Below are 12469 nucleotides of genomic sequence, written 5' to 3'. Positions count from 1 at the left end.
AATGTTATATTTTTTTTGACGAATCGCGAACAATAAGCTCCGGTTGCAGGACGATAGTTTTATTTTCAGGTTTTTCCTTTTTGGACTGTATGCTATCCAATAAGAGTTCACAAGAGATAGTACCGATCTGAAAGCCGAATTGGTCCAAGGTCGTTAGCGAGGGTTCCATCATTTCGGAAATAGGTTCATTACTAAAACCTACCAATGCGATATCCTGAGGTATTCTTTTTCCAATTCCCTTTAAATACTTCATAGCCCCTATTGCCGCTAAATCGTTTGCAGCAAAAATGGCATCGATATCAGGATGTGCGTTCATAAGTTTTTGGGCCATTTGCATCCCATCGTTTTGGAGGAGATTAGAAACGAGAACTAATTCGTCATTAAAAGCAATCCTGTTATCTTTCAACGCTTTTTTGTATCCTGCAAGTCTATTTTTATATATTTCCAAGGTTTGTGGGCCAGAAAAATGTACTATTTTTTTACAGTTATTTTGTATAAGATGATGTACGGCTTTGTAAGCACCGGCAAAATCATCTACCAAAACCTTGTTACTGTTAACCAGGTCCGCACAATGACGATCAAAAAATACTAAAGGTAACCCAGCTTGTTCGAGGTGGTTTAAATGTAGGCCAATTTCAGTTTCCATGGATACTGAGATTAAAATACCATCTACCCTATTGGAAAAAAGTTTGTTCACAATTTCCCTTTCTCGTTTAAGCTGCTCTAAAGATTGTGAAATAAGCACATTAAACCCCCTGCTATAGGCCATTTCCTCTATGCCGGAAATAGTTGAGGAAAAGAAATGTCTGGAAATCCGAGGTACCACTACGGCAATGGTATTGCTCCTATTTTGCCTTAGGTTAGAAGCGAGAAGATTAGGCCTGTAACCAAGTTCCTTTGCTTTTTCCAAAACTCTTTTTTTGGTTTTTGGACTTACACGGTTACTATCCTGCAATGCCCTAGACACGGTAGAACTATCAATCTTTAAAATCTTGGCGATTTCATGAATAGTGATTTTTTTCATGCTTTAATTTCATTACCTTTTTTAAGGTTAATCGGGATTTGCCGGCATAGTTCTATGTTGGTTTAATAGTAGCGACAAATCATTAAATTATTTGGTAAACATAAAAGAAATTAGCGACATGCTGCACTATTGTAAAATAATGCGGACTTAAGATTAAACCAATTTTGTGTGCACCTTAAAGAAAAATTGTCAATAATTGAATAGTAATTTTAGCAAATCCTTAAGATAACAGGATGGAGCAGGATAGTTAAGCTTTTATATTCTATAATTTTGAGTGTCCTGAGCAATCCTGAAAATAAAAATCCAATCGATTGGATTTATAAAGGATTATCATCTTTATTCCAAAAAGTAGGGATTCAAACTAAACTATTTTCTAAAACTAAACTTGAAATGAAAAAAAAATGTAACAAAAGAACAAGGTTACCTTCGTTTACAATTTTCGCCGTGATCGTTTTTATGATGTTCTCCGTGCAAGCTGTTGTTGCACAGGTACAAACCGTATCCGGCACCGTAACGGATGTTAACGGGGAACCACTCCCTGGTGTAAACGTTTTACAAAAAAACACTACTAACGGTATTTCGACAGATTTCGATGGCAACTACACACTTGTACTGGTTCCCGGCTCTAGGGTCTTGGTCTTGTCCTATCTTGGGTTCGTAACAAAAGAAGTTACCGTAAACGCTACACGCATAGACGTTAGGTTGGATGAGGATACAGAAAATTTGGATGAGGTTGTGGTTATTGGTTATGCAACGGTTGCCAGGGAAAAGGTACTAGGGGCTTTATCTACGGTGAAAGCCGAAAAAATTGCCCAAGTAACACCCACCAATGCTTTTGAAGGTATTCAAGGCCGTTTGGCAGGTGTACAAATTGCTACTAATGGCGGTCCAGGCGCAGGATTTGACATTCAGGTACGTGGAACAACAACCTTTGGTGCCGGCGGAAACAGTCCACTTTATGTAGTTGATGGGCAACAATTGGACAACATAGACAACATTGACCCTAACGACATTGCATCTTTGGAGGTCCTTAAAGATGGTGCCACCACAGCGATATATGGAACCAGAGGAGCAAACGGGGTGGTATTGATTACCACCAAATCAGGGAAGTCTGGAGAGGTAAACCTAGATGTTAACATCGTAACTGGGATCAATACCTTAAATGGGGCAATTCCAGTAGCTAATACCAGACAACGTTTGTTTTATGAAGATGTAAGAAGGAATCCCAATCAAAGATTGAATCCAACAGGTAATGACCGGGACTCCTTAAATCTATTATTAAGAAATTCATTTGATTTACAGGATATAATTACACAGGCCGGTATCAGAAACCAAGTAAACGTCTCTCTTAGTGCGGGTAGCGAAAAAGTGAAGGCGTATTGGAACACTGGTTTTTTAAATGAAGACGGGATTGTAGTGAACAGCAATTTCAGAAGAATTAACACCCGTTTTAAGCTGGATTTTACGCCCAACAAAAAATTGGCAGTAAGTACTTCTTTCAATGCTTCCTTTGAAGAAGCCAACGGTTTGAACGAAAATCAGGTTTTTCAGCAATTGGTAGAACGTATTGCCTACTTTCCCGTGTTTGAACCAAACGGTACTTTAACCCCTGAAATTGCAGGAAGACAGAACCCTTTGGCCGAAGCAAAGTTTCGTACCCAAAGACAAAGAACATTCATCGGTCAAAGTTTCAGTTCCGTTCAATATAGGATAACACCTTCCTTCTCTATTAAATCTACCTTTGGTTTGAATTTTAGATTACGAAAAAATAATACGTTTGATCCTTTATTAGTTCTAAATCCAAGAAACACCAATCCATTATCTAGTCTAAGAGATCGCATAAATTATGACATACAGCAAGAAAACTTTATAAACTATAACAATGTCTTTGGCAAACACAGTGTATCTTCCTTCGCAGGTATGCAGATACAGCGCAGATTTGACGAAAATTTTGGAATAGGGAATGTACCTTTTGTATCCGAGGATATAAGCACTTTCAACAATGCGGTACCCGGACAAGTTGCTATAAACAGCGGCCAAACCTTTGATACCCGTAGCAGACTTTTTAGTTTATTCGGTGGTTTCAATTATGATTTTGACAACCGTTATTTGGTAAGTGCCACCCTTCGTCGAGACGGTTCCTCACGTTTTGGTGAGAACAACGAATTTGGATACTTCCCGGCCGCGTCATTAGGATGGAAAGTAAGCAACGAACCCTTTCTAAAAGAGAATACGGCAATAAGCAAACTATTACTCCGAGCTAGCTACGGTGTAACCGGTAATGATCGTGTTGGTGATTATGACTTTACCTCCTCTTTCTTACCAGGGGCAATTTATAACGGTATTAGTGGTGTAGCTCCAGATAGATTGGGAAATCCCGATTTAAGTTGGGAAAGTACGGCAGCAACAAATTTAGGCTTGGATCTAGGTTTGTTCAGAAACCGTTTAAATCTTAATCTAGAATTTTATAGGCAGGAAACCGAAGATCTTTTAGCAACTGTACCGTTGCCGGAAGAATCAGGGTTCGGTGGGGTACGTCAAAATGTGGGAGCCATACGCAATGAAGGTGTAGAAATCAATCTAAACGGTACGGTCCTACAAACCAAGGATTTTAGCTGGAACAGTAATTTCAACATTACTTTCCAAAGAAATGAAGTTACCCGATTAGCTGGAGGAACTTCTTTTCCCAGTGGGAATTACCTTATAGAGGAAGGACAGCCTCTTGGTAATATTTTCGGATTTGAAAATTTAGGAGTGTTTCAATATGATGAATCCAATGCTTTCACCAACGACGGCATACAATTAACACCAACTTTTGATGCAGGAGGCGAATTCGTAAATTACACACTAAACGGTGCTGAATTTACCGGAGATGTAAATCAGCTCAGGGCCAATAACCAAACTTTAGTGGGTGGCGATATTATATGGGAAGATTTGGATGGTGATTTTGTCATTACCAACGAGGACAGGCAGACGATCGGTAACGGTGTACCAACGGCATTTGGTGGATTTGCAAACGACTTTCAGTACAAGGATATCAGCCTTAGTTTTCTTTTTGATTTTACCCTAGGCAACGACACTTGGAGAAGGTGGGACGAAGCTCGAAACGATCTTAACTCCAGTAATGAAACTCCTGGCGCAGATCGTATAGAAGGTGCTTGGCTCAACCCTGGAGATGTGACAGTTTATCCAAGACTTAATAGGGTTCCACAAAACAGGAACAGACCTAATAGTTTCTTTGTTACCGATGGTAGTTTTATAAAACTACGTTTTGTACGTCTAGGCTACGAACTGCCAAAATCTGTTCTGGACAAAATGAATGTTTTCAAAAAATGTTCCTTTTTTCTGTCAGGAAACAACTTATTGACTTGGACAAACTATCCTGGTTTCAATCCAGAATTGGGAACAAGAGGCAACCCGCTACAACCTGGGGTAGATAACTTAAGGTTCCCTAATGACCGGGAAGTAATTTTAGGAATGAATCTGAAATTTTAAAATTTAACATCATGAAAATTATACGTACAACAAAATATTTGAGCAGCTTAGGTATCGCACTTATGCTAGTTCTTTTTAGCGTATCCTGTGAGGACTTGGTAGACGAGTCTCCCATAAGCGAAATAGACCCGGATAACTTTTTTAGAAACAATGCGGACGCACAAGCATCGGTTATTGGCATCTATGATGCCATGCAGGCCGCGTTCCGTCTAAAGCATTACTATTGGGGAGAATTTAGAGGAGATAGCTATGTCAATGGTAACGAAGGTGCAAATGCCAACAATATAGAATTGACCGTGAACAATGTAACATCGGGTAATGGCGGAGTCCTGAGATGGAACGACTTTTATGACATGGTAAACCGCGCCAATTTTGCAATTACAAACATTCCTAACATACCAGGTTTTGACGCCAACCTTCTAGGGGAGGCGCAAGCGTTAAGGGCATATGCATACTTTCAAGCCATAAGGGTATGGGGTAGCGTACCATTGTTTACAGAACCTGTTGAAGCTGCCGGTCCGGAATTGTTCAGGCCAAGAACCGATGCCAATACCATTATCAACGAAATCATCATTCCAGATATGTTGGCGGCGGAAGAGAACATGGGTCTAGTAAGAGATCCTTATAGATTTACGCTAACCAGTATTTGGGCTTTACAAGCAGACGTTTATGGTTTTTTAGGTGATGACGAAAATGCAAGAGAAGCACTGTTAAAGGTGGTCAATAGTGGTGAATTTAGCTTGGTGACCGATGCAGAAGCATGGCAAAATCTTTTTCTAAATGATGATGGTGAAGGAGGAGGTCCAATGAAAATGCAAACTGGACCAGAATTGATTATGTCCATAGGATATAGCTTGGATGATGTTCCCGGGTCGGGGAATAGAAATAGGGCGGGTATTTTTAATCTTTTCTTCGCCGGTATCCCTTCTTTTACGCTTTCCCCTACACTTGAAAATAAATGGCGGGAGAAATTCCCTTTAGATTCTCTTGGATGGGTTACCAAATATCCCGATACCGATCCAGTCTTGACCCAAGAGATAGTATTTTTGGATGAGAACGGTGTTGAACAGGATTCTATTGCACCTATTTACGGAGATTACCGTTTCTTTTTTAGTAGAGAAGGCGGCACCAATTTAGATGAGCGGTTAATTGGAGAAGCTCGTTTGGCCAAATACAACAAAAATAATTACAACCAAATTTTTGATGATAGCGATATGGTACTTTACCGTTATGCAGGTATATTGTTATACTTAGCCGAGGTAGAAAACAGATTGAACAATGCGCCTAGAGCCTTGGAGATACTTAACGAATTTAGGACCGCAAGACAATTACCATTGGTCACAGAAGCTGAATTTGGTGCTACCGAGGATGAGCGCGAAATCTTTATTCTTGACGAACGACAACTGGAACTGATAGGGGAAGGCCAAAGATGGTGGGATTTAAGAAGAACGAATAGGGCCATTGAAATATTAAATCCAATACTTAACGACCTAGATGGTGGAGTTCCTTTAACACAGGAACGTTTATTATTTCCGATTTTTGACGAGCATCTAATAGATAATCCCGAGTTAACCCAAACACCTGGTTATTAAATCTAAGAACTAAAAAATTACTTAAAATGAGAACAACAACAAAAATTAATATTTTACTCTTAGGTGCAACCATTCTTATGTTTGGCTGCGACCTACCAGTACAAGAGCGTTTCTTTTTTGAGCCAGATGTAGACCTAAGCGACCCTTATGCAGAAATAACCGCTTGGCAGTTCATTAACACACCACAGGCCAATGCCCTTAACGAGGATGGTGAGTTGATAGGAGATAACTTCAATTATCTGAAAGAGGCCATTCAAGCAGCCGGTATGGTAGATGCATATAATACCCCAAATAGCGGTAGAACTTTTCTAATGCTAAATAACAATGCTTTCACAGGCGGAGGTGATGTTATACAATTGGTTACCGGTTCCGCAGATGTTGAGGAAGGTGAAACCCCTGCAGAAGTAATGGCCAGAGCTGATGTTGACGTCCTACGTATAATTCTGAACTACCATATGGTGAGTACCTATATTACTCAATTAGATCCTTTATTGGAGTTTGATGTTAACTATGAATTCCAGACTATGATACCAGGTGAAGAGGGAAGGATTATTTTTAGACGGGATAATAGGTATCGTGTGGATATCAATAGAAGTCCTGCTCCTCTACCAAGCTCTGCTACCTCACAGTTTGAAAGAGTTAGAAATTATAACTACGTTTTTAATAATGGAATAGGACATAGCTTAAACGACCCGGTTAGAAATCAACCCTATCCTTCTCCAAACTAAAAAATAATTGTGTTAGTTTTAAGTCCTCTATTGTAACGTTGTACAATAGGGGATTTATTTGCTATACGGTGCTTACAGGACATCAGTGGTGCTTTTTAGACCTACTTGGCAAGTCTGTTCAATATCCCGAAAAGATACTTTGGAACCTACAAAGTATGACTATCTCATTTGTAAACACCATGGCCTAACTTTCTGCGTTTGCCCATAGTATGGAACCAACGATAGCCATGAGAAAAATACCGCATGAAAACTAGGGCGAGGGTATCAAGCTAAATTCGGTGCATTAAACATTCTAATCCTTAAATTACAACCATAGCTAAGGCTACTACCCGACTCAATTAAAATTCTTTTTTCCTTCTCTAAAACCAAAACATTGGTTTCCCGGCAAAACTTAGGTTTGTATATCTTTGATATCGTAAAGCAATAGCAATTAATTAGCAGAGAGCCGATGGATCCGGATGTTTTTAAGAACATTAGAAAAAAGGTGTTATCCTATACCCATGTAGACCAGCCGCAATTGGAGGATGCCTTGCGTTTTTACGATGTTATTACTTTATCGAAAGGAGAGCGATTAATTTCCGAGGGTGATATGGTCAACTTTTTCTATTACCTAGATAGCGGTTGTATCTCCTATTACAAGATGGAAGAAGGGGAACAAAAAGTATTGGAATTTTATACGCAGGATGTTTTCTTTACCGATTTAATAGCATACGTAAAAGGTGTTCCCTCACAGTGCTACTTAGAAGCTTTGGAGCCTAGCGTGATATTGGCCGTACGGAAAGATAGGGCAGAAAAATCCTTTGAGACATCGCACCAACTGGAACGCTTTGGCAGGTTATCCATGCAAGAAGCCTTCCTTAAACTATTTCACAGGGTAGACCGCACTAACAATAGAAGCAACGAAGAACGCTATCTAAGGATCCTGCACAAAAGGCCCGATCTATTGCAACGCGTACCGCAATATCTCATCGCCTCGTATTTAGGCATTACACCGGTTGGCCTTTCTAAATTACGGAAGCGTTTGGGAAAAGGCTAGGCAAATGTTTCAGGTTCAAAGCTCAAAGTTTCAGGTTCAAAGTTTCAGGCCTGAAAATCTTTGTAGGGTTCAAATTCTAAATTGCTACACGCTGTTCGCCTTGCGTACTGCGCCCTTAAATTCCTAAACCTGAAACCCCATCTCACTTGAGACCTTTTTTGCACCCTCTAAAACTATCTTCTACCCCCGTTTAAACAGATTACATCGGCGCGTCAAACCTATATAAAAAGTTCAAACTTCGTTTCACTTCTCGTAAAGACATGCTGGAAAACTGGGACAGACGGACAGGACAACGTTTATTCAATTTGACCAACACCCAAAAACTACCGACTGTTCACCTACTCCTTTACTACCCTCCACGCACTACCAACTACCCACTTATGTAACATGAGTTTAGAGTTTAGAGTTTAGAGTTTAGAGTTTAGAGTTTAGAGTTTAGAGTTTAGAGTTTAGAGTTTAGAAAAAATAATCGGTATGATGCCAAATTCCAAAAGAATTATCAGCACTTTTTACTAATTACTTTTTACTGCCAACTGCTACTGCCTACTTTCTTACCACACTCGACAACCAACTAGCGTCTACCGTCTACGCACTAAAAACTACCCTCTACAAACTACCGGATAAAGCCTACCCAATACCCTCCAAAAATCTACCCTCTTTTCAATCGTTGGTTACTCCAAAAAATAAATAGGCCGGCCGTCAAAAACATGATAATCCCATAAACGGCGGGAGCTATGGCGTAGGCGGTATTATTCAAGAGAATAGTAGCAATACTAATGCCCAACGTTCCATTTTGGATACCTCCTTCTATGGTAATCGAAATTCGTTGTTTTAAGGACAATTTAAAGAGGTAGCCCAAGCCAAAACCTATGGCCATGGTCAACAAGTTTAAGGCAAGGGAAACCAATCCGGCCTCATCCAAGCTTGTCAACAACAACTCCCTTTCTTTTATAATAACCGCTAAAAGCACTACCACAAAAAAGATACCCGATGCCCGCTTAACCGGTTTTTGCATCCGTAGGGAAAACTTGGGGCGTTTTGAATTCAAGAACATTCCGAAAGCAACTGGTATTATCACCACTACAAATACTTGCAAAATGGTCTGTAGCACGTTCAATTGAATCAAAGTCCCCTCACCTAATACGTTTTGCAATCCTAAGTTGATGATAAAAGGGATGGTTAGCAAGGTGATGAAACTACAGGCCGCCGTCAAGGAAACCGAAAGTGCGGTATCTCCGTTTGCCAGGTGGGTGATCAGATTAGACGTAGGCCCTCCCGGACAAGCGGCCAAAATGATGATGCCAATGGCTATATCGGGCTTTAGGGTAAAGAGCTCTATTAATGAAAAACCCACAATAGGCAACAAAATCAGCTGACAAATGAGGCCTAAAATAATAGCTTTCGGTTTTAAGAAAACAGTGGCAAAGTCCCTAAGGCTCAACGAAAGCCCCATACCAAACATGATAATGATCAACGAAAAGGCTAAAATAGCATTGGAAACAGCATCCATAGGCACTAAACTTCGGTTCTAGAGTTCTTGGCTAAATATAAGGGATTTTAAATAGTATCGGAGTTAATTTCGGGTGCTAAAGAAGATACCTCATTGTAGAACGAATGCTACTGTAAAAACATCTAAGCAGCATCCATTTTTGTTTATTAAACCAGTTTAATGGAATTGGCGGGAATTTAAATTACCTTGAGGTGGAATATTTTAAACGAACCCCATCATGGCGAATGAATATATAGACATAGAAACCCTTAAATTTTTGCTCTATCGCGTAAACCGACTTCAAGATGTCTTGGAAATGCCTAATTATGAGGAATATGACAAAGATTCCATTGACATGTTGCTCAATTCGGCAAAAGCGTTTTCGGACAAGGAACTTTACCCGTATTATAGAGAAATGGACGAAAACCCTGCCCATTTTAAGGATGGGGAAATCGTTGTACATCCGCAAGTAAACAACTACATGAAAGTGGCTGGCGAAATGGGCTTTATTGCAGGGGCTTTTCCTTATGATAATGGTGGACTTCAACTACCATCCATGGTAATGAACGCTTTGGGATATATTCAAGAAGCGGCAAATAATCACCTACCGGGCTATATAGGACTTACTATTGGTGCTGCCGAATTGATTACCCATTTTGGAAATCAACACCTAAACGATACCTATGTTCCTAAAATGCTGGAAGGTGCTTGGGGAGGAACGATGTGCCTAACGGAACCCCAGGCAGGTAGCTCCCTGTCGGACATCATTACCACGGCTACGCCGGACGGGAATTCCTATAAAATACACGGACAGAAAATATTTATCTCCGGGGGCGATTACCAAGGTGCCGAAAATATCGTTCACTTAGTTCTTGCGCGGATCAAAGGAGCTCCTGCCGGCACCAAGGGAATTTCACTTTTTGTCGTACCTAAAAACAGGCCTAATGAAGATGGCAGTTTAACACCAAATGATGTGCAGACCGTGGCCGATTTTGAAAAAATGGGTCAGAAAGGCTATTGCACGACACATCTATTTTTTGGCGACAAAGAGGATTGCCAAGGTTGGCTGGTGGGAGAAGCCCATAAAGGCCTTAAATATATGTTCTTGATGATGAACGGGGCACGTATTGCTGTTGGACGGGGTGCAGCGGCCATAGCTACAGCGGCCTACCATGCTTCTTTGAACTATGCCCATGAACGCGCCCAGGGTAGAAAATTGGCAAGTACAGGTAAAAAAGATGTCAACCAGGAACAGACCTTGATCATAAATCATCCGGATGTCCGTAGGATGCTGCTATTGCAAAAGGCGGTTACGGAGGGATCTTTAAGCTTGGTGTTTTTAACTGCCAAATACCACGATTATTCCGTTTCGCATACCGATGCGGAACAACGCGAAAAATACAAACTGCTTTTAGAAATTTTAACCCCCGTTGTAAAAACCTACCCTTCTGAAATGGGCAAGGTTGCAGTCGATAACGGCCTACAGGTTTTGGGCGGATACGGCTTCTGCTCAGACTATATCTTACAACAATACTTACGGGACATTCGTATTTTTTCCATTTATGAAGGCACTACCGGCATACAGTCACAAGATTTGTTAGGCCGAAAAATAACCATGGAAAATGGCAAGGCACTGCAACTCTTATCGGAAGAAATCACCAAAAGCATAAAGGCGGGCATGGCGCATGAAACCCTATCACCGTATGCTAAAAAATTGGGCGAAAAACTCGAATTGACCCAAAAAGTATTGCAGTCTGCAATAGGCTATGCCATGAAAGGGGATTATGAACGCTTTCTGGCCGATGCTACGCCGTTTATGGAATTTTTCTCCAATATACTCGTCGGATGGCTTTGGTTGGATATGGCTCGCGAAGCACAACAAGCGCTTGCAAACGGAGCTACCGAACACAGCACCGAATTTTACGAAAGTAAAACACATACCATGGAGTTTTACTACACATACGAATTACCCAAAACAACCGGACTAGCAGAAATTATAATGAATCGAAAAAGCTTGACCGTTGGTTCGGATAAAAAGGTGTTTGGGTGAGAAGTGAGAAGTGAGAAGTGAGAAGTGAGAAGTGAGAAGTGAGAAGTGAGAAAAAATTGGGAACGATGACAAATTCAAAAAAATCGACCGTTACTTTTTACTTATTACTAACTACTATTGAACTACCCTCTAACTTAACAAGCGAGAAGACGTTTAAAGTAGGAATATTGATTTAATATCATAAACACAAGAATTTTTCCTTCCGGAAAGGCATTCCCTCCCCTTGGGGGAGGGTTAGGGAGGGGTCAGTTTATAGGAAAGAAAAAAGCATAAATAAATGAGCATAAAACAAAGATTTGACCTTACTGGCAAAGTGGCAATCGTAACAGGTTCCAGTAAGGGTATAGGAAAATCCATCGCCCAAGGTTTAGCGGAGCATGGGGCAAAAGTGGTGATCAGCAGTAGAAAGCAGAATGCCGTAGCTGCCGTTGCAAAAGATTTCAAAGAAATGGGCTTGGAAGCCATAGGCATCGCCTGTCATATCGGGGACACATCGCAATGCGAAAACTTGATTTCGCAAACCATGGCTACCTATGGCCGTATTGATATCTTGGTGAATAACGCCGCTATCAATCCGTACTATGGCCCTTTGGAAGGCTCTGATGAAGCCGTATTTGACAAAATCATGAACGTGAACGTAAAGGCACCTTGGTTACTTTCCAATTTGGCACAGGCACACATGAAAGAAAAAGGGGGTAGTATCATCAATATTGCATCCGTGGAGGGCATTCATCCAGGTTTCCGATTGGGACTGTATAGCATGACCAAAGCTGCCCTCATTATGATGACCAAAAACCAAGCAAAGGAATGGGGCCGTTATGGCATCCGATCCAATGCGGTATGTCCGGGGCTCATTAAGACCAAGTTTAGCGAAAGCCTTTGGTCCAATGAAAAATTAGTCGCCGGGTATAATCAAATGGTACCCCTACAACGTATGGCGGAACCCGATGAAATGGCGGGACTAGTGATGTTGCTGGCCTCTGATGCAGGCTCTTACATGACCGGAGGCGTTTATGCGGCCGATGGGGGATATTTAATTTCGGGATAAATCAGAA

Annotated in this window: 8 protein-coding genes; 6 read left to right on the top strand and 2 right to left on the bottom strand. The window is 40.9% G+C overall.

Annotated elements, in window-relative coordinates; all coding sequences use genetic code 11:
• Window positions 1-4: 4 nt before the first annotated feature.
• The gene (locus tag ACFQZJ_RS03575) at window positions 5-1024 is read right to left on the bottom strand and encodes a LacI family DNA-binding transcriptional regulator (RefSeq protein ID WP_379932371.1); all 1020 of its coding nucleotides are present in this window, start codon (window positions 1022-1024) and stop codon (window positions 5-7) included.
• A 390-nt stretch (window positions 1025-1414) separates the two neighbouring features.
• On the opposite strand from ACFQZJ_RS03575, the gene ACFQZJ_RS03570 reads away from it, so the two are divergent.
• The 4 genes from ACFQZJ_RS03570 to ACFQZJ_RS03555 all read left to right on the top strand — a co-directional run bounded on the left by ACFQZJ_RS03570 (window position 1415) and on the right by ACFQZJ_RS03555 (window position 7875).
• Window positions 1415-4519 carry a SusC/RagA family TonB-linked outer membrane protein gene (locus ACFQZJ_RS03570; protein WP_379932370.1) on the top strand — a complete coding sequence of 1035 codons (3105 nt, stop codon included), beginning with the start codon at window positions 1415-1417 and terminating at the stop codon, window positions 4517-4519.
• Window positions 4520-4530: 11 nt separating this feature from the next.
• Window positions 4531-6111, top strand: a complete 1581-nt coding sequence (locus ACFQZJ_RS03565; RefSeq protein ID WP_379932368.1) for a RagB/SusD family nutrient uptake outer membrane protein — start codon at window positions 4531-4533, stop codon at window positions 6109-6111.
• Between the two features lie 26 nt (window positions 6112-6137).
• Window positions 6138-6839 (top strand): hypothetical protein, encoded by a 702-nt coding sequence (locus ACFQZJ_RS03560; RefSeq protein WP_379932367.1) that lies wholly within the window; start codon window positions 6138-6140, stop codon window positions 6837-6839.
• Window positions 6840-7287: 448 nt separating this feature from the next.
• The gene (locus ACFQZJ_RS03555; RefSeq protein WP_379932365.1) at window positions 7288-7875 is read left to right on the top strand and encodes a Crp/Fnr family transcriptional regulator; all 588 of its coding nucleotides are present in this window, start codon (window positions 7288-7290) and stop codon (window positions 7873-7875) included.
• Window positions 7876-8524: 649 nt separating this feature from the next.
• On the opposite strand, the gene ACFQZJ_RS03550 is transcribed toward ACFQZJ_RS03555, so the two are convergent.
• On the bottom strand, window positions 8525-9385 hold the full coding sequence (locus ACFQZJ_RS03550; protein ID WP_379932363.1) for a bile acid:sodium symporter family protein: 861 nt from the start codon (window positions 9383-9385) through the stop codon (window positions 8525-8527).
• 217 nt (window positions 9386-9602) lie between these two features.
• Between ACFQZJ_RS03550 and ACFQZJ_RS03545 the strand changes: the two genes are divergently transcribed.
• Window positions 9603-11414 (top strand): acyl-CoA dehydrogenase, encoded by a 1812-nt coding sequence (locus ACFQZJ_RS03545; protein WP_379932362.1) that lies wholly within the window; start codon window positions 9603-9605, stop codon window positions 11412-11414.
• Between the two features lie 277 nt (window positions 11415-11691).
• Window positions 11692-12462: a glucose 1-dehydrogenase gene (locus ACFQZJ_RS03540; protein ID WP_379932360.1), complete on the top strand. Its 771-nt coding sequence runs from the start codon at window positions 11692-11694 to the stop codon at window positions 12460-12462.
• The last annotated feature ends 7 nt before the right edge of the window (window positions 12463-12469 follow it).

The sequence above is a fragment of the Maribacter chungangensis genome (assembly GCF_042676845.1).
In the GTDB taxonomy this organism is placed as follows: domain Bacteria; phylum Bacteroidota; class Bacteroidia; order Flavobacteriales; family Flavobacteriaceae; genus Maribacter; species Maribacter chungangensis.
The sequence above is the reverse complement of the archived record's forward strand: the minus strand, read 5'-3'. Positions and strand labels throughout refer to the sequence as shown.